This is a genomic window from Arthrobacter sp. BI5 (assembly GCF_056680065.1).
Genome location: NZ_CM155264.1, coordinates 1,605,976 through 1,627,061 on the forward strand (window position 1 = coordinate 1,605,976; position 21,086 = coordinate 1,627,061).

Sequence of the window (21,086 nt, forward strand, 5' to 3'; positions counted from 1 at the left end):
TCAGACACCGGGGATCTGGAAGTTGAAGACCCCGGTGTCAAAGCGGTTATAGGCCTCGTAATCGACGAGGTCGTAGAGACGCGCACGGGTCAGCATGCTCGAAACCTGGGCCTCCTGGGTGCCGTCGGATTTGATCGATTCCAGAGTACGCTCAGCAGCGCCCATGGCACTACGGAGCAGCGTCACCGGGTAAATGATCATGTTGACCCCGACGCCGGCCAGCTCGTCTACCGTGAACAGCGCGCTCTTGCCGAACTCGGTCATGTTGGCCAAGATCGGCACGTCGACCGCGTCGCGGATGGCCTGGAACTCGGACAGGTCCTTCATGGCTTCCGGGAAGATCGCGTCCGCGCCCGCTTCCACGAGGGCCTTGGCGCGTTGCTGTGCCGCCTCGAGGCCGTCCGTGGCCCGGATGTCGGTGCGGGCCATGATCAGGAAGTTGGGGTCCCGGCGTGCGTCGGCCGCGGCCCGGATCCGCTTGGTGGCGGTCTCCAGGTCCACGACGTTCTTGCCGTCGAGGTGGCCGCAGCGCTTCGGGTTGAACTGGTCCTCGATGTGCAGGCCGGCCAGGCCGGCGTTTTCGAGTTCCTGCACGGTGCGCGCCACATTCATCGGCTCGCCGAAGCCGGTGTCGGCGTCGACGATCGAGGGCAGGTCCGTCATCCGGGCGATCTGCCCGGCCCGGGTGGCCACCTCGGTGAGCGTGGTCAACCCGATGTCCGGCAGGCCGAGGTCGTTGGCGAGGACGGCGCCGGAGATGTAGACCCCGGCGAAGCCCTTCTCCTCAATCAGCCGGGCCGAGAGCGGGTTGAACGCGCCCGGGAACTGCGCGATGCTGCCGGAGGCAAGCAGCTCACGGAACCGGATCCGCTTCTGCTCCGGTGTGGTCTTCGAATACAGCATTAGAAGAGTCCCTTCGGTGCGGCTGCCAGGTCGATCACGCCGTCGGCTGCCTTGATGTTCAGCTGGTCCAGCTCGCCGGCAGCCAGCTCGGGAAGCCGTGCGGCGGCGTCGAGGAAGCGTTCGATCTCCTCCTCGGCCACGAGGCCGGCGGCGAGGGTGCGGAACTTGTTGACGTACTGCTCGCGCGCGAACGGCCGGGCGCCGAGCGGGTGCGCGTCGGCGACGGCGATCTGGTCGGTGATGACGGTGCCGTCCTTGAGCGTAATCTCCACCGAGCCGCCGAAGGCCTTCTCCGCGATGTCCAGCGAGTGGTAGCGGCGGGTCCATTCCGGGTCCTCGACCGTGGTCACCTTGTGCCACAGCTCCACGGTATCGGGCCGGCCGGCGCGCTCCGGGGCGTAGGAATCGACGTGGTGCCAGGCGCCGTCCTGCAGTGCCACCGTGAAGATGTACGGGATGGAGTGGTCCAGGGTTTCCCGGCTGGCCGTGGGGCTGTACTTCTGCGGGTCGTTGGCGCCGGAGCCGATCACGTAGTGCGTGTGGTGGCTGGTCTTGATCAGCACGGATTCGACGTTGACCGGGTCGGTGACCTCGGGGTGCTCGCCGTGCAGCTTGCGGGCCAGGTCAATCCACGCCTGGGCCTGGTACTCGGCGGAGTGCTCCTTGGTGTAGGTGTCCAGGATGGCGCGCTTGGCTTCGCCGTCCTCGGGCAGCGGCACCGTGTAGTTGGCATCGGGGCCGTCGAGCATCCAGGCGATGACGCCGTCTTCACCTTCATAGATCGGCACCGGGGAGGTCTGGCCGCGCATGGCCCGGTCGGCGGATTCAACAGCCATCTTGCCGGCGAACGCGGGGGCGTGGGCCTTCCAGGTGGAGATTTCGCCCTTGCGGGACTGGCGGGTGGCGGTGGTGGTGTGCAGCGCCTGGCCGACGGACTGGAAGATGGTCTCGACGTCGAGGCCCAGCAGGGTGCCGATGCCGGCGGCAGCGGAGGGGCCCAGGTGCGCCACGTGGTCGATCTTGTGCTTGTGCAGGCAGATGGCCTTGACCAGGTTGACCTGGATCTCGTAGCCGGTCGCGATGCCGCGGATCAGGTCCTTGCCACTGGAGCCGACGTGCTGGGCGACGGCGAGGATCGGCGGGATGTTGTCGCCCGGGTGGGAGTAGTCCGCGGCGAGGAAGGTGTCGTGGTAGTCGAGTTCGCGGACGGCGACGCCGTTGGCCCAGGCCGCCCACTCCGGTGCGACCCGCTCCTCAATGCCGAAGACCTTCGAGCCCTTGCCGCCGGTGCTGGGGCCGTGGGTGAGCGCCTGCGCGCGGGCCGCGACGATGGGGGCGCGGTTCAGCGAAGCGATGGCCACCGAGGCGTTGTCGATGACGCGGTTGATCACCATGTCGGTGACCTCATCGGAGACCGGGACCGGATCCGCGGCCACCTTGGCGATCTTGTAGGCGAGCTGGTCCTCGCGGGCCAGGTTTTCCTCGCTCTTGTAAACGCGGACGTGGTGTTCCTTAACCATGGTGCTCCTTTTAGTGAGGTACGTGGGTTGCTTTGACGTGGGAAAGACTTCGGTGCAGATGCAGCGTGGTGGCGGCCTCGGCCAGCCGCGGGTTGCCGGCGGCGATCGCCTCGGCGATAGCCGCGTGCTCGGTGGCCGCGGCTGTGAGGCGCTCGGCGTCGTCGGCTGCCAGCCGGCGAACCCGGACCAGGTGAACGCGCAGGCTGCGCATGGCCTGGGCCAGGTAGGAGTTGGAGATCGCGGCATCGATGGCCGTGTCCAGACGCCCGACCAGGCTGTAGTAATCGTGCCGGGCCGGGTCGGCGCCGTTGATGAGCTCCGGCGCTCGCAGGAGTTCCCGCCGCAGCTGTTCGAACGTCGCGGCGTCGCCGCGCTCGGCGGCCAACGCGGCGGCCTTGCCTTCGAGGGTTTCGCGGAGTTCGAACAGTTCGTCGATGTCCTCGAGGGAGATGTCGGTGACGACGACGCCGCGGCCGCCGGCCGACGTCGTCAGCCCCTCCGCGGTGAGCCGGCTGAGCGCCTCCCGGAGCGGCGTGCGTGAGATGCCCAGGCGCTCGGACTGCTCGACTTCGGCGAGCACCGTACCGGGCAGCAGGCGCCATTCGATGATGTCCTCGCGCAGGGCCGCATAGGCCTTGTCGCTGGCGCGCATCGTGACTCCTTCGTTCGCTGACCTCATCAGTGTATACACAATCGGTAGTGCAGCCCAGCATATTGGACAGAAAGGGCAAATTCCACCGTCCGCTGTATACACAGCCCTTGTGGCGGAACGCGCTGCGGGCTACCATGAGCTGCATCACAATGTCGTGGACGGGATTACTTCATGGTCACCAAGAGCTACCGGGACAGTTACGAACGCAGCGTTGAGCAGCCGGAGGATTTCTGGCTTGAGGCGGCCGGGAAGGTCGCCTGGACCACCCCGCCCGGCCGGGCCCTCGACTCCAGCCGGGCGCCGCTGTACGGCTGGTTTCCCGACGGTGTGCTGAACACCTGCTACAACGCCCTGGACCGCCATGTGGCGGAGGGCCGCGGCGACCAGGACGCCCTGATCTACGACTCCGCCATGCTGGGCACACAGCAGCGTTTCAGCTATGCCCAGCTCACCGACCTCGTCGCCCGCTTCGCCGGGGTCCTCCGCAGCAACGGCGTGGGCAAGGGCGACCGCGTGGTGATCTACATGCCGATGATCCCGGAGGCCGCCATCGCCATGCTGGCCACGGCCCGGCTCGGCGCAATCCATTCGGTGGTGTTCGGTGGCTTCGCCCCCAAGGAACTCGCAGCCCGCATCCGGGACGCCGCGCCCGCCGCGGTGGTCACCGCGTCCGGCGGTATCGAACCCTCCCGCCGGATCGAGTACCTGCCCGCCGTCGCCGAGGCGCTGGAGCTGGCAGGCGCGCCGGAGACACCCGTGCTGGTCAAGGCGCGGGATGGCTTCACGGCGTCCGCGGCCAGCCACGGCTGGCTGGACTGGGACGCGGCCATGGCGTCCGCTGTGCCGGCCGAGCCCGTCGACGTCAAGGCCACAGACCCGCTTTACATCCTTTACACCTCGGGAACCACCGGGGCGCCCAAAGGTGTGGTGCGGGACAACGGCGGCCACGCCGTCGCCCTGCGCTGGACGCTGGAGAACATTTACGACGTCGGCCCCGGCGACGTCATGTGGACCGCGTCCGACGTCGGCTGGGTGGTGGGGCACTCCTACATCGTGTACGGCCCGCTGCTGGCCGGAGCCACCACCGTGATCTATGAGGGCAAGCCGGTCGGCACCCCGGACGCGGGAGCCTTCTGGCGGGTCATCCAGGACCGCAAGGTCAACGTGCTGTTCACTGCGCCGACGGCGCTGCGGGCCATCCGGAAGGCCGACCCCGAGGCCAAACTGCTCGAACAGTACGACATCTCCAGCCTCCACGCCCTGTTTGCGGCCGGCGAACGGCTGGACACGGACACCTTCCACTGGGCCTCCCGGATTCTGAACGTCCCGGTGGTGGACCACTGGTGGCAGACCGAGACCGGCTGGGCCATCTGCGCCAACCCGCGCGGCCTGGATGTGCTGCCGATCAAGGCCGGCTCGCCGAGTGTGCCGATGCCCGGCTTCAAGCTGCGCATCCTCGACGGCGCGGGCGACGAAGTGGAGCCCGGCACCGAGGGCAACATTGTCCTGGACCTGCCGCTGCCGCCCGGAACCCTGGCCACGCTCTGGCGCAACGACGAGCGCTACATCTCGTCCTACCTGCAGGCCTTCGAGGGCAGCTACGCCACCGGCGACTCCGGCTACCGGGACGAGGATGGCTACCTCTTTGTGATGGGCCGCACCGACGACATCATCAACGTCGCCGGCCACCGTCTCTCCACCGGCGCCATGGAGCAGGTGATCGGCCAGCACCCGGCCGTCGCCGAATGCGCCGTAATCGGACTCGCCGACCCGCTCAAGGGCCAGCGCCCCAGCGGCTACGTGGTCCTCAAATCCGGGGTGGACGTGCCGGAGGAGATCCTGGTCAAGGACCTGATCGCCCTGGTCCGGCGCGACATCGGGGCGGTGGCGGACTTCAAGCACGTCACTGTCGTGGACGCGCTGCCCAAGACCCGGTCCGGCAAGATCCTGCGCAAGACCATGCGCCAGATCGCGGACGGTGACGACTACGTGGTGCCGTCCACGATCGAGGACGCCGGGGTGATCGACCAGCTGGTGGGCGTCCTCCGCCCCGGTCCGTAGGACGCGGGCCGTCCTGACCCAACGCCGTCCTAACCCGCGCCGAGATGACACCTCGCGGCAGTGTTTGGCGGAAACATTGCCGCGACCTGTCACCTCGGCGGAGCCACCTCGGCGGGGTGAAGCCGCCGGGGTGATGGCGGGGTGCAGCGGGGGACGCGGGGGAGCGGCAGGCCCAGGCGCCGAGCTAGGACCCTGCCCGGCCCCAGCGGTACTCGTTTTCCGGCCGGCCCGGCGCGCCGTAGCGGGCGGTTCGGGTCACCGTGCCGGCATCGGCCAGGTACTCCAGATAGCGCCGCGCCGTCACCCGGGACATGCCCAGCGCCTCCATCACCTCGCTGGCCGACACCGCCCCGGTCTGCAGCTTCATGAAGTCCTGCACCGAGTCCAGGGTGGAGGTGGACAGGCCCTTCGGCAGCGGCAGTTCGGAGGGTGCCCGCAAGCTGGCAAAAGCTTGATCCACATCGCTCTGCGACGCGCCGGCCCCGGTGCCGCCCGCACCGGGGGAGGCCAGCTGCTCACGGAACTGCCGGTAGCTGCGCAGTTTGTCCGCGAACGTCGCGTAGGTGAACGGTTTGATCAAGTACTGCACGACGCCGGTGGCCACGGCGCTGCGGACAATGTTCAGTTCGCGCACGGCCGTGATGGCGATGATGTCGGCAAAAAGACCGGCGGCCCGCATCCGGCGGGCGATGTCCAGCCCGTGCAGGTCCGGCAGGTTCATGTCCAGCAGCACCAGTTCCACCGGCTGGCCCGCGGCGGACAGCTCCGTCATCAGGCGCAGGGCGGATTGCCCGTCCGGGGCGGAGCCGGCCAGGGTGAAGCCGTCTAGCCGCCCGATGTACGCGGCGTGGGCCGCGGCCGCGATCGGCTCGTCCTCGACGACGAGTACGCGGATGTCGCTCATTGCTGTTCCTCTGCTGTCCGGGCGGGTTTTACCCGGGGGGCTTCTGTGGGGTCCTCCGCGGTGCCTGCCGGCGCGCTTGGCGCTGCCACCGGAATCGCCGGCAGGGTGACCCGGAACAGTGCCCCGGCCGGGCTGGTGATTGTCATGCTACCGCCCAGACGCTGCACTGCCTGGCGCACCAGTGCCAGCCCGAGTCCGCGCCCGAAGCGCCCTGCCGCCTTGGTGCTGAAGCCGTGCCGAAAGACGTCATCCACGGCCTCCGGATCGATTCCGGGGCCGCTGTCCTCCACCGTGATCTCCAAGGCTCCGCCCTCTGAGGAGACAGACAATTCCACGAGCCGTGGCGGTGGCGCGTCGGCCGCGGCGTCGATTGCGTTGTCGAGCAGGTTCCCCAGGATAGTGACGAGGTCCTGGACGGCCAGCCCGGTTACGGCCGTGGAGCCGTCCGCGGTGAGGATGAGTTCGACGCCGCGTTCGTGCGCTTCGGCCGCCTTGCCCATCACCAGGGCGCCGAGCACCGGCTCCTCGAGCGAGCTGACCAGGTCGTCGGTGAGCCGCTGGCTCAGCTCCAGGTCCTTGGTGGCGAAGTCCAGCGCCTCGGCGCTGCGTCCCAGCTCCATCAGGGACACCATCGTGTGCAGCCGGTTGGCGTGCTCATGGGTCTGGGCCCGGAGCGCGTCGGAGAGCGTCCGCATGGTTTCCAGCTCACTGCCGAGTGACTCGATCTCGGTCCGGTCCCGGATGGTGGCCACGGTGCCGTAGACCGCGCCGGACGGCGCCTGCCGCTGGCGGCCCGCAGCGGAGCGGGGACCCACGGCGGGGCCCTGGTTCACCACCAGCACCCGCGCGCCCGTCAAGTGGATCTCGTCCTGGGCGGTCCGGCCGGATTCAAACAGCTCCTTCAGGCTGGGGGCCAGCGGCAGGTCCGCCAGCGACGGCGGCTCCGCGCCCCGGCCGCCGGAGGAACCGCCGTCGACCGTGCGGGGCGGTACCCCCAGCAGCGCCGCGGCCTGGTCGTTGTACATCACCACCTTGCCGCGCGGGTCAATGAGGATCACACCCTCGCGGACCGAGTGGAGAACCGACTCGTAGTAGGCGAACAGCTGTGCCAGCTGTTCCGGACCCCAGCCGCGGGTCACCCGGCGGAGATAGCGCCCCAGCACCCACGACGCCGCCGAGCCGGCCGCCAGCAGAGCCACGGCGATGGCCAGCAGGGCGGGCAGCCGGCCGGAAAACGCGACATCCACCGTCCGCACTGTCACGCCGGCCGCGACCAGCGCCCGGACCTTGCCGTCCGCGTCCTTCACCGGGGCGATCGTGCGCACCGAGGGGCCGAGGGTGCCGGCCTGGATCTCGGTGAAAACCTCGCCCTTCAAGGCGGCGTCGATCGAGCCGATGTACGGCTTGCCCAGCTCCTCGGCGCGGGGATGGGTCCACCGGGTCCGGTCCGGCGCCATGATCGTGATGAAGTCCGCCTGGGCATCCCGCATCACCTTTTGGGCGTAGGGCTGCAGCTGCGCGGAAGGATCCGGGGCGCTCGCGGCCTGCAGGACCAGCGGGTTGTCCGCAACGGCGGTCGCGATCCCGGCCATCCGCCGGCCGGCCTCCTCATAGGCGTGGTCGCGGGCGTCCACGAACGTGGCCGTGCCGACGATCGCCGTCAGGGCCAGCATGAACAGCAGATGGGACACAAACAGCCTGCGGGCGATGCTCCAGTGATGGATCAACTGCACCTTCCATGACCAATATGAACGCAACGGTGATGCGCGTCACTTCATACCCAAAGATGGAGGAACACGCAGAACGGACGTGATGCGCACCCCAAGCCGCATCGAAGTCCAGCCTATCCAAGGAGAACACCATGGCCTCTCAAAGAGGAGAGTCAGCGGCACAGGCCGCGGCGCCGGTCAAGAAGCGCAAGGGGCTGGACAAGTCCCACTACCTGTACATGGCCGTCATCATCGCTGTTGTTCTCGGGGCCCTCGTCGGGTTGATCTTCCCCGAGTTCGGCAAGTCCCTCAAGCCGCTGGGCGACGGCTTCATCAAGCTCATCAAGATGTTGATCGCCCCCGTCATTTTCTGCACCATCGTCCTCGGCATCGGCTCCATCGCCAAGGCGGCCACGGTCGGCAAGGTCGGCGGCCTGGCACTGGGCTACTTCATCGTTATGTCGACCTTCGCCCTGGCCATCGGCCTCGTCGTCGGCAACCTGATCCACCCGGGTGAGGGCCTCAAGATCGCCCCCTACGATCCGAACAAGAAGGCCGCGACGGACAGCACCGTCGACTTCCTGCTGGGCATCATTCCGGGTGACATCCCCGTGCTGCCCACACTCTTTGCGGCCATCCTCATTGGTTTCGCGCTGCAGAAGATGGGCCCGCAGGGCACCCCGATCCTGAAGGCCATCGGCCACGGCCAGGTCCTCGTGTTCCGCCTGCTCATCATGATCATGTGGCTCGCCCCGGTCGGCGCCTTCGGTGCGATCGCCGCCGTCGTCGGCGCCACCGGCGTCCAGGCCATCATCAGCATGGCCACCCTGATGGTCGCCTTCTACATCACCTGCGCCGTGTTCATCGTCGTGATCCTGGGTGGTGTGCTCAAGGTGGTCACCGGCGTCAACATCTTCCGCCTGATGAAGTACCTCGGCCGCGAATACCTGCTGATCTTCTCCACCTCCTCCTCGGAGTCGGCCCTGCCCCGCCTGATCGCGAAGATGGAACACCTCGGCGTGTCCAAGCCCGTGGTCGGCGTCACCGTCCCCACCGGGTACTCCTTCAACCTCGACGGCACGGCCATCTACCTGACCATGGCCTCCCTGTTCGTCGCCAACGCCATGGGCACTCCGCTGGACCTGGGCGCGCAGGTCTCACTGCTGATCTTCATGATCATCGCCTCCAAGGGCGCCGCCGGTGTCACCGGCGCCGGCCTCGCCACCCTGGCTGCGGGCCTGCAGGCCCACCGCCCGGAACTGCTCGGCGGCGTAGGCATGATCGTCGGCATCGACCGCTTCATGTCCGAGGCCCGCGCGCTGACCAACTTCACCGGCAACGCCGTGGCGACGGTCCTGATCGGCACCTGGGTCAAGGAAATCGACGGCGGACAGGTTGAGCGTGTCCTCTCCGGCGCCGAGCCCTTCGACGAGCAGACGATGATGGCCGGCCACGCCGGTCACGAGGCCGCCGTTGAACCGGCTGTCCAGACCGGCCAGCCGGTGCCCGCCAACGCCTGAGCACCACCCCGAAGGACCTGAAACCGCCCGGACACGCACCCCGCGTCCGGGCGGTTTTGTGTGTTCCGAAACCCTGCCGCCGGAGCAACCCTCGACCTCTACCAGAGGGTAAAGGCGCGCGGAACGGCGGTTGTCAAGGTCCGTCGAATACCGTGTCGGGGGCTGTAACCTTGGGAGGAACGACGATCCGCGACTGGCGGGCCGCCAGCAGGATCAAGCAGTCAGCATCAAGCCGGCAGTTCCAGGCAGCGACACCAGGCCAGCCGGATCAAGCACCAAATCACCGTCATCGAAAGTGTGGATAGATACGTGAGCAGCGAACAGGGGTCAGCCACTCTGGAAGGCACCGAACTCGACCTGGACGACGCCATCATGGGCCCCACCGGGCGCCCCCAACGCGACTTCCCGGAGCCCGCGCCGCTGTCATCCCACGGCCCGGCCCGGGTCATCGCCATGGTCAACCAGAAGGGCGGCGTGGGCAAGACCACGTCCACCATCAACCTGGCCGCCGCCCTGGCCGAATACGGCCGCCGCGTGCTGCTGGTCGACTTCGACCCGCAGGGGGCCCTCTCCGCCGGCCTCGGCACCAACCCGCATGAACTCGACCTCACGGTCTACAACGTCCTGATGGACCGCAAGGTCGACATCCGCGACGCCATCCAGAAGACCGGCGTCGAGAACGTGGACCTGCTCCCGGCCAACATCGACCTCTCCGCCGCGGAAGTCCAGCTGGTGAACGAGGTGGCCCGGGAACAGGTCCTGGACCGTGCCCTGAAAAAGGTCGAGGATGACTACGACGTCGTCCTGATCGACTGCCAGCCTTCGCTCGGCCTGCTCACGGTCAACGCACTGACCGCAGCCCACGGCGTGATCATCCCGCTGATCTGCGAATTCTTCGCCCTCCGCGCGGTCGCGCTGCTGGTCGAGACGATTGACAAGGTCCAGGACCGGCTCAACCCGCGCCTGCAGGTCGACGGCGTGCTCGCCACGATGTACGACGCCCGCACCCTGCACGGCCGCGAGGTCATCGCCCGGCTGGTGGAGGCCTTCGGCGACAAAGTCTTCGAGACCGTCATCAAGCGCTCCATCAAGTTCGCCGACGCCACCGTGGCGGCCGAACCCATTACCAGCTACGCCGGCAACCACGCCGGCGCCGACGCCTACCGCCGCCTGGCCAAAGAGCTGATTTCGCGCGGCGGTGCGCCCTAGCCAGGGCTGTGACGGCCACAGCGACCCCGACGGCGGAAGTGTTGCCGCCTGGGAAAAAGCCCGGCTTCGAGGTCCGGCTGGCCAACTTCACCGGACCGTTCGACCTGCTGCTGGGCCTGATCTCCAAGCACCAGCTGGACATTACCGAGGTTGCCCTGGCCACGGTCACCGACGAGTTCATCAAGTACATCAAGGGTCTGCAGCGGCCGGGGGAGGACTGGGCGCTGGATGAGGCCAGCGAGTTCCTGGTGATTGCCGCCACCCTGCTGGACCTCAAAGCGGCGCGGCTGCTGCCCGCCGGCGAGGTCGAGGACGACGAAGACATCGCACTGCTCGAGGCCCGCGACCTGCTCTTCGCCCGGCTGCTGCAATACAAGGCCTTCAAGCAGGTGGCCGGACTCATCGGCTCGACGCTCGAACTGGAAGGCCGGCGCTACCCGCGGCAGGTCGCGCTGGAAAGCCACTTCGCGGCACTGCTGCCGGAACTGGTCTGGAAACACACCCCGCAACAGTTCGCGGCCCTGGCCGAAGCGGCCCTGAAACCCAAGGCGGCGGCCCCCACCGAGGTAGGACTCGCGCACCTGCACGGGACACCGGTGAGTGTGAAGGAACAGGCGGAAATCATCGGCCACCGGCTCCGGCTGGGCAAAGCGCTCACCTTCCGGGCCCTGATCGCCGACGCCGAGTCAACCCTTGTGGTGGTGGCCCGGTTCCTGGCCCTGCTGGAAATGTTCCGGGACAAGGCGGTGGCCTTCGACCAGCTGCTGCCCCTGGGCGAGTTGTCCGTGCACTGGACCGCCGACGGCACGGACTGGAGCAGCGAGAATCTCAGCGAAGAATACGAGGAACAGCCGTGACGGACCAACTGCCTGAGACCGCGCCGGACGCCGGGCCGGATGTCGCCAACCTGCCCGGCGGCGCCCGCGCCGCCCTCGAAGCCGTGCTGATGGTGATCGACGAACCGGCGACGGCCACGGAGCTGGCCAGCGGCCTGAACCTGACCGTCGACGTCGTCGAGGGCCTGCTCGGGGAACTGCAACGGGAGTATAACGGCTATACTGGTAATGCCCCGGATGCGGACGACGCCGGCAGTACACCTGAAAATACTGCTTTCAGTGCCGCCCCCCGGGGTTTTGAATTGCGGAATATCGCCGGAGGCTGGCGGATCTATTCCCGTGCTGAGTTTGCCGACGTCGTAGGCGGATTCGTGCTGGAAGGACAGACAGCCAGGCTGACGCAGGCGGCGCTCGAAACGCTCGCCGTCATCGCTTACCGCCAGCCCGTATCAAGGGCGCGGGTGTCCGCAATTCGAGGGGTCAATGTTGACTCTGTCGTGCGGACGCTGACCCAGCGCGGACTGATCGAGGATTCGGGACACGATCCCGAATCCGGGGCCATCCTGTACCGCACGACGTCGTATTTCCTTGAACGCATGGGAATCGGCTCGGTGGCTGAGTTGCCTCAGCTTTCACCCCATCTTCCAGGGCTTGAAGGCATAGCAGAGTTTTACGACGCAGGAAGAATGTAGGCAGGAACGCTGCCTGCGCAACGAGTATCCACCAGGGCAGAACCAGTTGCCCGGCCGGTGGGGGACTGCCGTGGGGCAGCCGCCACAGGCCAACAAACGAAGGACGGGTCATGACACAGGCGGGACGCCAGGGTTCACCACGTAACGGTTCGGGACGCACCAGCGCCGGACACCAATCAGCACGCACCCAGGGTGCGGGCGGCGCCGGCCGCGGCCAGCGCGACTTCACCAAGGGCGGCGGCGACCGCCCGTTCAAGCGGCCCAAGCCGCGCGAAGAAGCATTCGTCGATCCGGACCTCAACCCGGGAGCCGCCGGCGGCGCGGCCCCGGACCAGGGTGACCGGAAGGGCGCCAAGCCGGCCGCACGCAAGCCGGCGGCCCGCAAGCCCGGCGCCGGCAAGGTGCCCGGCACGCCGGGCGCACTCAAGCCCAAGCCGCGCATCGGCGCCGGCGCGGCCAAGGCCACCGGCTCCCGCGCCTTCGGCAGCGAACGCTTTGGGCAGAACCTTGGCCCGGTCCGCAAGCCCGCCCGCAAGCGCGGCCCGCGCGCCGAGGTGCCGCAGTCTGAGCTGCACGACGCCGACGGCATCCGGCTGCAGAAGGTCATGGCCTCCGCCGGCGTCGCCTCGCGGCGCGTCTGCGAGGAAATGATCGCCGAAGGCCGCGTTGAGGTCGACGGCCAGGTCGTCACGGAGCTCGGCGTGCGCGTCGACCCCAAGACCTCGGTGATCCACGTGGACGGCCTGCGCATCCAGCTGGACGAGAACATGGTCTACATGGTGTTCAACAAGCCCAAGGGTGTCGTCTCCACGATGGAGGACCCGGACGGCCGCCCGTGCATCAGCGACTTCGTCCGCAACCACCACGGCGAACGCCTCTTCCACGTCGGCCGGCTCGACGTCGCCACCGAGGGCCTGCTGCTGCTGACCAACGACGGCGAACTCGCCAACCGGCTGACGCACCCCTCCTATGAGGTCCCCAAAACCTACCTCGTCCAGGTCCGCGGGCCGTTCCCGCAGGGCGTCGGCGCGCAGCTCAAGGCCGGCGTCGAACTCGAAGACGGCATCGCCTCGGTGGACTCCTTCAAGCTCGTCGACTCGACCCCGGGCCACGTGCTGATCGAGGTCGTACTGCACTCGGGCAAGAACCGCATCGTGCGGCGCCTCTTCGACGCCGTCGGCTTCCCGGTGCTGCGCCTGGTCCGCGTCAAGGTCGGCCCCATCGGCCTGGGCGACCAGCGCCAGGGCAGCATCCGCAACCTTGGCAAGCAGGAAGTCGGCCACCTGCTGGCATCCGTGGGGCTGTAAGGCATGTCCGCATTTCGCACCCACGGCCGCGGCCACCTGAACGGGCCGGTCGTGGTCGTGGGAACCGGGCTGCTGGGCACCAGCATCGGGCTGGGACTTCGGGGCCGCGGCGTCGCCGTGTTCCTCTCCGATCCCTCGCCCACCAACCAGGCCGTCGCCGTCGACATCGGCGCAGGCCTGCCCTTGTCGCGCCTGGACGGCGAAACGCCGGAACTCGTGGTGGTCGCCGCGCCGCCGGACGTCACGGCCGACGTCGTCGCCCGGGCCCTCGAGGACTACCCGCAGGCCGTCGTGGTGGACATCGCCAGCGTCAAGGCCGGTATCCAGGCGGAGCTGCGCGCGCGCGGCGCCGACCTGGGCCGCTATGTGGGCACCCACCCGATGGCGGGCCGGGAGAAGTCCGGCCCGGTCGCCGCCCGCGGCGAACTGTTCACCTCGATGCCGTGGGTGCTCTGCCCCTCACCGGAAAGCCGGCCCGAAGCGCTGCAGGCGGCGCGGTCGCTGGCCGGGGACCTGGGCGCCGTCGTCTCCGAATTCGGGGCCGAGGAACACGACGAAGCCGTGGCGCTGGTCTCGCACCTGCCGCAGGTCATGTCCTCCCTGGTGGCCAGCCGGCTGCAGGGAACGCCGCTGCACGCCCTTTCGCTTGCCGGCAACGGACTGCGGGACGTGACCAGGATCGCCGCGAGCGACCCCACGCTCTGGGTGCAGATCCTGGGCGCCAACGCGGCCAAGGTCGTCGAGATCCTCTACGGCGTCCGCGATGACCTTAACCGGCTGATCGGGACCCTCGAGGACCCGACGGCGCCGGGCGCCCGGCTGGACCTCGCGCAGCTGATCAGCGAAGGCAACGCCGGCCAGTCCCGGATTCCGGGCAAGCACGGCGGGCCGCCGCAGGCCTACTCCTGGCTGACCGTCCTGGTGGATGACACGCCCGGTCAGATCGCCAAACTCCTGACGGAGATCGGCGAGATCGGCGTGAACCTCGAGGACCTCCGCCTGGACCACTCTTCAGGACAGAATGTCGGCATGGTGGAAATCTCCGTGCTGCCCAACAAGCATGAACTGCTCATCGAAGCCCTCAACGACCGTGGATGGCGGGTACTCCAGTAATGACCCAGGAACTCATTGAAACGGTGGACGTCGTCCGCCCCGGCAAAAGCCTTGTCGTCGCAATCGACGGCCCCTCCGGCTCCGGCAAATCCAGCGTCAGCAAAGAGGTGGCACGCCGGCTCAGGCTGGCCTACCTCGACACCGGAGCGATGTACCGGGCCCTGACCTGGTTCTGCCTCGACAGCGGAATGGACCTTGCCGACGGCGAGGCGATTGAAGCCGCTGCCGAGGCCCTTCAGCTCGAGGTCAGTACCAGCCCGCAGGAAGAGTACGTCCGGGTGGCGGGTGCCGATATTACCGAGGCCATCCGTGAACCGGCCATCTCCGCGGCGGTCAGCGCCGTCGCCACCACCCTCGGCGCCCGGACCGAGCTGATCCGTCGGCAACGCGAACTGATCGAAAAGCACCACCGGCGCATGGTGGTGGAGGGACGCGACATCACCACCGTCGTCGCGCCGTCCGCCGAAGTCCGGATGCTGCTCACCGCCAGCGAGGAGGCCCGGCTTCGCCGCCGCGGCATCCAGCTGGGCGGCAGCCAGAACGCCGAACAGCTCGCGGCGCAGGTCACGGCCCGGGACGCCAAGGATTCCACCGTGGTGAACTTCACCCAGGCCGCCGACGGCGTGGTTACCCTTGACTCCTCGGACCTGGACTTCGCCCAGACCGTCGACGCGGCCCTCGGGATCGTGCACCGGATCATCAACCACACCGTCATCAACCACACGGCCATCAACCGTGACTGAGGCCGCAGCCGGGGCGCAGCTTCCCGGCCGCTGGTACCTCTTCGGGACCATGGCCTGGAGCCGTCCGGTCGGCTGGCTGCTGGACCACCTGGTGTACCGGACCACCGTCAGGGGCCGCGCCAACGTTCCGGCGGCCGGACCGGTGATCTTCGCCGGGAACCACATCAGTTTCCTCGACGGCCCGGTCATGTTCGGCGCCGCGCCGCGGCCCATGCACATCTTCGTCAAGAAGGAGATGTTCAAGGGGTTCCTCGGCCTGGTCCTGAGGGCTTCCGGCCAGCTGTCGGTGGACCGCTCGGGGGACCGGACGGCGCTGGAACGGGCTAAAAGTGTCCTCGACGCCGGACGGTGCGTCGGGATCCTGCCCGAAGGCACGCGGGGGAGCGGAGAGGCGGCGGCGATCAACAACGGCGTGGCCTGGCTCGCGCTGAACTCCGGCGCGACCGTCATCCCGGTGGCCATCCTGGGAACCAGGATCAGCGGCGAGCACCTCAACGCCGTTCCCCGGCCCGGCCGGCGGCTGCAGGTCAGCTTCGGCGGTGCCCTCACCGTAAGCCGCAGGCCCGGCGAGACCGGGCGTGCTTCAATGGACAGGGTGGGAACCGAGATCCGCGCCGCACTGGCGCGCCACGTCCAGGACACAATTCAGTACAGCGGGCAGGGACTGCCCGACGCGGATTCCCCGCAAGAACGACAGACAGCAGTAGCCGGGACGCCGGCAGATCACCACCAAAGGAAAGTGCAATGAGCGATACGACTCAAACCCCCGGCCATTTTGGCGCCGGCGAAGACGAATACACGCCCACCGGCACGGACCAGGTGGCGGAGAATCTTGCCGCCCTGGACGACGAGGAAGCCGAGCTCCGCGCGGCCTCGCTCCGGGCCGGCCTGGACGACTACGAGCTGGACGAGGAAGACGCGGCCCTGCTCAGCGGCCGCTACGAGGACGAGGATTTCGACGGCCCGGTCAAGCTTGACCCGGTGCTGGCCATCATCGGCCGCCCCAACGTCGGCAAGTCCACCCTGGTCAACCGCATCCTGGGCCGCCGCGAAGCCGTGGTCGAAGACACCCCCGGCGTCACCCGTGACCGCGTGATGTACTCCGCACACTGGAACGGCCGGAACTTCACCGTCGTCGACACCGGCGGCTGGGAGCACGACGCCCGCGGCATCCACGCCCGCGTCGCCGAGCAGGCCGAGATGGCCGTGGAACTCGCCGACGCCGTGCTGTTCGTGGTGGACTCCGCCGTTGGCGCGACCGCCACGGACGAGGGCGTCATGAAGATGCTGCGCAAGTCCAAGAAGCCGGTCATCATGGTGGCCAACAAGGTGGACGACTTCGCCCAGGAAGCCGACTCGGCCGCGCTCTGGGGCCTCGGCTTCGGCGAGCCGTACCCGGTCTCGGCGCTGCACGGCCGCGGCGTCGCCGACCTGCTCGACCACGTCATGGACACGCTGCCGGAATTCTCCACCATCGAAGGCCTCGAGCGCAGCGGCGGACCCCGCCGGATCGCGCTGATCGGCCGGCCGAACGTCGGCAAGTCCTCGCTGCTGAACAAGCTGGCCGGCTCCGAACGCGTCGTCGTGGACAACACTGCCGGCACCACCCGCGACCCGGTCGATGAATTCATCGAACTCGGCGGCCGGACCTGGCGCTTCGTGGACACGGCAGGCATCCGCCGCCGCCAGCACATGGCCCAGGGCGCGGACTTCTACGCCTCGCTGCGCACCCAGAGCGCGCTCGAAAAGGCGGAGGTCGCCGTCGTGCTCCTCGCCGTGGACGAGGTGCTCAGCGAGCAGGACGTGCGCATCCTGCAGCTGGCGATCGAGTCCGGCCGCGCGCTGGTGCTCGCGTTCAACAAGTGGGACCTGCTCGACGACGAACGCCGCACCTACCTGGAACGCGAAATCGAACAGGACCTGGCGCACGTGGCGTGGGCCCCGCGCGTGAACATCTCGGCCAAGACCGGCTGGCACAAGGACCGGCTGGTCCCGGCCCTGGACACCGCGCTGGAGAGCTGGGACAAGCGCATCCCCACCGGACGCCTTAACGCGTTCCTCGGCGAACTGGTGGCGGCCCACCCGCACCCGGTCCGCGGCGGCAAGCAGCCCCGCATCCTTTTCGGCACCCAGGCCTCGAGCCGGCCGCCGAAGTTCGTGCTCTTCACCACCGGGTTCCTGGACCCCGGCTACCGCCGCTTCATCACGCGCCGGCTCCGCGAAACCTTCGGCTTCGAGGGCACGCCGATCGAGGTCAACATGCGGGTCCGGGAAAAGCGCGGCAAGAAGCGTTAATTCCGACACGCGCCCGCCGAGGGAAAAAGTTCCCGTGACATGCTGAAAGTGTCACGGGCACCCTCCGGAATCGTGTAAGCTTTTGGAGGTGGTTCGGCCGGACTGCTCGGATGAAATCCTTTGGATAACAACAGGAGATCTTCAAGAGCGGAGAACGGCGGAACCAGCGGGCTGTAGCGCAGCTTGGTAGCGCACTTGACTGGGGGTCAAGGGGTCGCAGGTTCAAATCCTGTCAGCCCGACCAACAGAAAGCACCCCGCCATTCCGGCAACGGAATGGCGGGGTTTTCTGTATTTAACCGCAAGATTGAGAACGCGCCCGCTCTAGAAGCCCCTACTTCAAAAAGCGCGACGTCCGGCGGTCGGCCAGGATCTTGCCTTTCGTTTGACAGGCAGGGCAGTACTGCAGCGCGGTGTCGGCAAAGGAAACCTCGCGCACCGTGCCTCCGCAGACGGGGCACACTTCGCCGGCGCGGCCATGCACCCGCATATGTCTCCGCTTCGTGTCCTTCAGTTCGCTGGGCGGTTTGCCGCCAGCCTCCGCCAGCGCGGTTCCCAGCACTTCGTGGATGGCGTCATACAGTCGCTGCACCGCGGACCGGTCCAGGGAGCTGGCGATGGCGAACGGGGACGTCCGGGCCGCGTGCAGAATCTCATCGCTGTAGGCGTTCCCGATTCCGGCGATCACGCCCTGGCTGCGCAGCACCCCCTTGATCTGCTGGTTGCTGGCCGCCAGGATTCCGGCCAGCGCGTCGACGTCGAACCCGGGGCTGAACGGATCCGGGCCGAGAGCCGCGATCCCCGGGACGTCGGAGGGGCCGCGTACCAGGTAAACCGCCAGGCTCTTCTTCGTGCCGGCCTCGGTCAAGTCCAGGTCGAGCGGTCCGGCCCCGCTGGAGAAGGACAGCCGGGCCGCGAGATGGCCGCTGCCCATTTTCAGCGGTGTGCCGGTGGGCGCGTCGGTGAACCGGACCCAGCCCGCCCGGGCCAGGTGGAAAATGAGATGCAGCCCGCCGGCCTCCAGATCCACGAACTTGCCGTGCCGGCGCACCCCGGTCACGGTCCTGCCCTCCAACTCGGAGATGGGGGGATCCGCCGTCTTCAGCACTGCGAAGGAGACGATCTGGACTTTCGTCAGGACTGTTCCGCGCAGGCGCGTGTCCAGGAAGTCCGCCAGGGCCGCCACTTCGGGTAGCTCAGGCATGGCCAAATCCGGCCGGAACGGGTGCACATGCTGCCATGGCCCCATCATGCCAGAGTCCTCCCGGGCCCGGCCGGATATGCCTATACTTTCAGCGGCGGCCCGTCCGATCGGCCGCCGTCGACCTTGGTGATTGACCCGACGAAAGGCCCGCCATGAGCATCATTCCCGAAGAGCTGTCCTACACCGCCGAACACGAATGGGTTTCCGCCCCGAATGCCGACGGCGTCGTGCGCGTAGGGATCACGGATTTTGCCCAGGACGCGCTGGGGGACGTCGTTTACGCCCAGATGCCGGAGGTCGGCACCGACATCAAGGCCAACGACGTCGTCGGGGAGGTCGAATCCACCAAAAGCGTCAGCGACATCTACGCCCCGGTCAGCGGCGAAGTGGTGGCCCGCAACGAGGCGCTGGACACCGATTCCGCCCTGATCAACTCCGATCCGTACGGCGAGGGCTGGCTGATCGAAATCAAGCTCGCGGAAGCCGACGCCGTCGAGTCATTGCTCAGTGCATCGGAGTACGAACAGCAGGTAGGCTAAAGGGAAGGCCTCCGGGCCGTGTTACTGGACACGTCAGTTGTTGGACACAGCAATTGATTGGACCGGTGGCCGGCCGGGGGACTGACTACCGGATCTGCCAGGCTTTTCCGGACGGCATGCGTTGTTTGCAGGGGGGACACCTGCAACGAATGAGGAGGACTCAATGGTTCGGCACGGACAGAACGACACCGGTGACTACGGCACGGGTGGAGTGAAAGCCTCGGAGACCACATCGATCCATCTCACCCCTGTGCGCGATGAGCCCACCATCACCCCGAAGGTTTCGGCCGAGGAACGCTCGGCCGTCGAATCCCTGCCGGCCGGGTCCGCCCTGCTGGTGGCTCACAGCGGTCCCAACTCCGGCGCCCGTTTCCTGCTTGACTCGGACGTCACGACGGCGGGCCGCCACCCCGACGCCGACATTTTCCTTGACGACGTCACGGTCTCGCGCCGCCACGTCGAATTCCGCCGCACGGCGCGCAGCTTCGAAGTTGTGGACACCGGGAGCCTGAACGGCACCTACGTCAACCACGACCGTGTCGACAGCGTGGAGCTGAAGTCCGGTAACGAGGTGCAGATCGGCAAGTTCCGGCTCACCTTCTACCTCAGCCCTGCCCGTACCGCAGGCAACGTCTGATATCGGGGTAGTTGCCTGTGGCCATGGCACAAGCCGAACGGCGCGGACCCCAGGTCCTGAACATCGGGGAGGTCCTGGCTCAACTGAGCGACGACTTCCCCAACATGACGGCGTCGAAAATCAGGTTCCTTGAAGAAAAGGGACTCATCAACCCGCAACGGACCCCCGCGGGTTACCGGCAGTACTCGGAGAGCGACGTCGAACGGCTCCGCTTCGTGCTGGCCCTGCAGCGGGACCAGTACCTGCCGCTGAAGGTCATCAAGGACTACCTTGACGCGATCGACCGCGGCGAACGGCCGGACAACCTGCCGCCCGGCGTCACGGTCTCACCGCGGATCGTCTCGGACCAGCTTGCCGCCGAACTGAACAACCGGGTGCGTCTGCTCAGCGAGGAGCAGCTCCGCGCCGAGTCCGGGGCCAGCGTCCCGTTGCTCGAGTCCCTGCTGAGCTTCGGCCTGATCGGGCACGTCAACGGCAAATTCGACGAACACGCGCTGCAGGTTGCCCGGGCCTGTGTCCAGCTGGAGGGCCATGGCCTGGAACCGCGCCACCTGCGGCCCTTCCAGGCCGCCGCGGAACGCGAATTCGGGCTGGTGGAACGCGCGGTGGCCACCCTGACCTCGCGCAAGGACGCCGCCTCGCATGCCCGAGCCGCGGAGGCCGCCCGTGAAATCAGCGAACTCTGCCTGTCGCTGCACCGCGCCCTGGTCCAGGACCGCATCTCAAGGATGGACAGCTGATGATTGAGGTGGAGATCGTAGGCGTACGGATCGAACTGCCGTCGAACCAGCCGCTGGTCCTGCTCAAGGAGATGCACGGTGAGCGCCACGTCCCGATCTGGATCGGCACCCCGGAAGCCAGCGCCATCGCCCTGGCCCAGCAGGGCGTCGTCCCGCCGCGGCCGATGACTCACGATTTACTGGTGGACGTGGTCGAGGCGCTGGGCCACACGATCGTCAGCGTGAACATCGTGGCCGTCGAGGACAACATCTTCTACGGCCAGCTGCAGTTCGAGGACGGCACCACCGTCAGCTCCCGGGCCTCGGACGCGCTGGCCCTGGCCCTGCGGGCCAAGTGCCGGATCTGGTGTGCGGATTCGGTGATGGAGGAGGCCGGAGTGCGGATCACCGAACACGACGACGGCGAGGCGGCCCAGCCCGGGCCCGCCGTCGACGAAGAGGGCGAGCTGCGGCGTTTCCGGGAGTTCCTTGACGACGTCGAGCCCGAGGATTTTGCCGGCTGA

At 67.8% G+C, this 21,086-nt stretch carries 20 protein-coding genes and 1 tRNA gene; 15 read left to right on the forward strand and 6 right to left on the reverse strand.

Annotated elements, in window-relative coordinates; translation table 11 throughout:
* Genes prpB through AC1MED_RS07300 form a run of 3 tightly spaced genes read right to left on the reverse strand, consistent with a single transcriptional unit; the run spans position 1 to position 3,075 of the window.
* Positions 1-903: a methylisocitrate lyase gene (prpB, locus tag AC1MED_RS07290; RefSeq protein WP_479786221.1), complete on the reverse strand. Its 903-nt coding sequence runs from the start codon at positions 901-903 to the stop codon at positions 1-3.
* Entirely contained in the window at positions 903-2,423 is a 1,521-nt protein-coding gene (locus tag AC1MED_RS07295) for an MmgE/PrpD family protein (RefSeq protein WP_479786222.1), read from the reverse strand. Before AC1MED_RS07295 ends, prpB begins: the two co-directional genes overlap by 1 nt.
* Positions 2,424-2,433: 10 nt before the next feature.
* On the reverse strand, positions 2,434-3,075 hold the full coding sequence (locus AC1MED_RS07300) for a GntR family transcriptional regulator (RefSeq protein WP_479786223.1): 642 nt from the start codon (positions 3,073-3,075) through the stop codon (positions 2,434-2,436).
* A 171-nt stretch (positions 3,076-3,246) separates the two neighbouring features.
* Between AC1MED_RS07300 and AC1MED_RS07305 the strand changes: the two genes are divergently transcribed.
* Positions 3,247-5,136, forward strand: coding sequence for an AMP-binding protein (locus tag AC1MED_RS07305; protein WP_479786224.1), 1,890 nt, complete (start codon positions 3,247-3,249; stop codon positions 5,134-5,136).
* A gap of 184 nt (positions 5,137-5,320) precedes the next feature.
* Here the strand turns inward: AC1MED_RS07305 and AC1MED_RS07310 are convergent, their stop codons facing one another.
* Positions 5,321-6,040, reverse strand: coding sequence for a response regulator (locus AC1MED_RS07310; protein ID WP_479786225.1), 720 nt, complete (start codon positions 6,038-6,040; stop codon positions 5,321-5,323).
* On the reverse strand, positions 6,037-7,767 hold the full coding sequence (locus AC1MED_RS07315) for a sensor histidine kinase (protein ID WP_479786226.1): 1,731 nt from the start codon (positions 7,765-7,767) through the stop codon (positions 6,037-6,039). Before AC1MED_RS07315 ends, AC1MED_RS07310 begins: the two co-directional genes overlap by 4 nt.
* Positions 7,768-7,901: 134 nt before the next feature.
* Between AC1MED_RS07315 and AC1MED_RS07320 the strand changes: the two genes are divergently transcribed.
* From AC1MED_RS07320 to AC1MED_RS07365, 10 genes are all read left to right on the forward strand, one after another.
* Entirely contained in the window at positions 7,902-9,269 is a 1,368-nt protein-coding gene (locus AC1MED_RS07320) for a cation:dicarboxylate symporter family transporter (RefSeq protein ID WP_346959100.1), read from the forward strand.
* Positions 9,270-9,578: 309 nt separating this feature from the next.
* Positions 9,579-10,478 carry a ParA family protein gene (locus tag AC1MED_RS07325; protein WP_346959099.1) on the forward strand — a complete coding sequence of 300 codons (900 nt, stop codon included), beginning with the start codon at positions 9,579-9,581 and terminating at the stop codon, positions 10,476-10,478.
* Positions 10,479-10,486: 8 nt separating this feature from the next.
* Entirely contained in the window at positions 10,487-11,335 is an 849-nt protein-coding gene (locus AC1MED_RS07330; protein WP_479786227.1) for a segregation and condensation protein A, read from the forward strand.
* Between the two features lie 89 nt (positions 11,336-11,424).
* Positions 11,425-12,006 (forward strand): SMC-Scp complex subunit ScpB, encoded by a 582-nt coding sequence (scpB, locus tag AC1MED_RS07335; protein WP_346959139.1) that lies wholly within the window; start codon positions 11,425-11,427, stop codon positions 12,004-12,006.
* Positions 12,007-12,116: 110 nt separating this feature from the next.
* Positions 12,117-13,313: a pseudouridine synthase gene (locus AC1MED_RS07340; RefSeq protein WP_479786228.1), complete on the forward strand. Its 1,197-nt coding sequence runs from the start codon at positions 12,117-12,119 to the stop codon at positions 13,311-13,313.
* A 3-nt stretch (positions 13,314-13,316) separates the two neighbouring features.
* Positions 13,317-14,426, forward strand: a complete 1,110-nt coding sequence (locus tag AC1MED_RS07345; protein ID WP_479786229.1) for a prephenate dehydrogenase — start codon at positions 13,317-13,319, stop codon at positions 14,424-14,426.
* On the forward strand, positions 14,426-15,169 hold the full coding sequence (cmk, locus tag AC1MED_RS07350; protein ID WP_479786230.1) for a (d)CMP kinase: 744 nt from the start codon (positions 14,426-14,428) through the stop codon (positions 15,167-15,169). The genes AC1MED_RS07345 and cmk overlap by 1 nt, the downstream gene beginning before the upstream one ends.
* Before the next feature lie 49 nt (positions 15,170-15,218).
* Positions 15,219-15,917, forward strand: a complete 699-nt coding sequence (locus AC1MED_RS07355; RefSeq protein ID WP_479786603.1) for a lysophospholipid acyltransferase family protein — start codon at positions 15,219-15,221, stop codon at positions 15,915-15,917.
* Positions 15,914-17,464, forward strand: a complete 1,551-nt coding sequence (der, locus tag AC1MED_RS07360; RefSeq protein WP_346959094.1) for a ribosome biogenesis GTPase Der — start codon at positions 15,914-15,916, stop codon at positions 17,462-17,464. The genes AC1MED_RS07355 and der overlap by 4 nt, the downstream gene beginning before the upstream one ends.
* Before the next feature lie 167 nt (positions 17,465-17,631).
* Positions 17,632-17,708: transfer RNA gene (locus AC1MED_RS07365), tRNA-Pro, on the forward strand.
* Between the two features lie 89 nt (positions 17,709-17,797).
* On the opposite strand, the gene AC1MED_RS07370 is transcribed toward AC1MED_RS07365, so the two are convergent.
* Positions 17,798-18,667 (reverse strand): Fpg/Nei family DNA glycosylase, encoded by an 870-nt coding sequence (locus tag AC1MED_RS07370; protein WP_479786231.1) that lies wholly within the window; start codon positions 18,665-18,667, stop codon positions 17,798-17,800.
* 152 nt (positions 18,668-18,819) lie between these two features.
* On the opposite strand from AC1MED_RS07370, the gene gcvH reads away from it, so the two are divergent.
* The 4 genes from gcvH to AC1MED_RS07390 all read left to right on the forward strand — a co-directional run bounded on the left by gcvH (position 18,820) and on the right by AC1MED_RS07390 (position 21,086).
* Positions 18,820-19,206 carry a glycine cleavage system protein GcvH gene (gene gcvH / locus AC1MED_RS07375; protein WP_138769663.1) on the forward strand — a complete coding sequence of 129 codons (387 nt, stop codon included), beginning with the start codon at positions 18,820-18,822 and terminating at the stop codon, positions 19,204-19,206.
* 163 nt (positions 19,207-19,369) lie between these two features.
* Complete coding sequence (locus AC1MED_RS07380; protein WP_479786232.1) at positions 19,370-19,843, forward strand: FHA domain-containing protein; 474 nt, start codon at positions 19,370-19,372, stop codon at positions 19,841-19,843.
* Between the two features lie 23 nt (positions 19,844-19,866).
* A complete protein-coding gene (gene ftsR, locus AC1MED_RS07385; RefSeq protein ID WP_346959090.1) occupies positions 19,867-20,583 on the forward strand; it encodes a transcriptional regulator FtsR in 717 nt (238 codons plus the stop codon).
* Complete coding sequence (locus AC1MED_RS07390) at positions 20,583-21,086, forward strand: bifunctional nuclease family protein (RefSeq protein ID WP_346959089.1); 504 nt, start codon at positions 20,583-20,585, stop codon at positions 21,084-21,086. The genes ftsR and AC1MED_RS07390 overlap by 1 nt, the downstream gene beginning before the upstream one ends.

Coding starts and splice junctions, on each gene's coding strand:
- prpB (WP_479786221.1), bottom strand. CDS start 903: ATGCTGTATTCGAAGACCACACCGGAGCAGAAGCGGATCCGGTTCCGT.
- AC1MED_RS07295 (WP_479786222.1), bottom strand. CDS start 2,423: ATGGTTAAGGAACACCACGTCCGCGTTTACAAGAGCGAGGAAAACCTG.
- AC1MED_RS07300 (WP_479786223.1), bottom strand. CDS start 3,075: ATGCGCGCCAGCGACAAGGCCTATGCGGCCCTGCGCGAGGACATCATC.
- AC1MED_RS07305 (WP_479786224.1), top strand. CDS start 3,247: ATGGTCACCAAGAGCTACCGGGACAGTTACGAACGCAGCGTTGAGCAG.
- AC1MED_RS07310 (WP_479786225.1), bottom strand. CDS start 6,040: ATGAGCGACATCCGCGTACTCGTCGTCGAGGACGAGCCGATCGCGGCC.
- AC1MED_RS07320 (WP_346959100.1), top strand. CDS start 7,902: ATGGCCTCTCAAAGAGGAGAGTCAGCGGCACAGGCCGCGGCGCCGGTC.
- scpB (WP_346959139.1), top strand. CDS start 11,425: ATGGTGATCGACGAACCGGCGACGGCCACGGAGCTGGCCAGCGGCCTG.
- AC1MED_RS07340 (WP_479786228.1), top strand. CDS start 12,117: ATGACACAGGCGGGACGCCAGGGTTCACCACGTAACGGTTCGGGACGC.
- AC1MED_RS07345 (WP_479786229.1), top strand. CDS start 13,317: ATGTCCGCATTTCGCACCCACGGCCGCGGCCACCTGAACGGGCCGGTC.
- cmk (WP_479786230.1), top strand. CDS start 14,426: ATGACCCAGGAACTCATTGAAACGGTGGACGTCGTCCGCCCCGGCAAA.
- AC1MED_RS07355 (WP_479786603.1), top strand. CDS start 15,219: ATGGCCTGGAGCCGTCCGGTCGGCTGGCTGCTGGACCACCTGGTGTAC.
- der (WP_346959094.1), top strand. CDS start 15,914: ATGAGCGATACGACTCAAACCCCCGGCCATTTTGGCGCCGGCGAAGAC.
- AC1MED_RS07370 (WP_479786231.1), bottom strand. CDS start 18,667: ATGCCTGAGCTACCCGAAGTGGCGGCCCTGGCGGACTTCCTGGACACG.
- gcvH (WP_138769663.1), top strand. CDS start 18,820: ATGAGCATCATTCCCGAAGAGCTGTCCTACACCGCCGAACACGAATGG.
- AC1MED_RS07380 (WP_479786232.1), top strand. CDS start 19,370: ATGGTTCGGCACGGACAGAACGACACCGGTGACTACGGCACGGGTGGA.
- ftsR (WP_346959090.1), top strand. CDS start 19,867: ATGGCACAAGCCGAACGGCGCGGACCCCAGGTCCTGAACATCGGGGAG.
- AC1MED_RS07390 (WP_346959089.1), top strand. CDS start 20,583: ATGATTGAGGTGGAGATCGTAGGCGTACGGATCGAACTGCCGTCGAAC.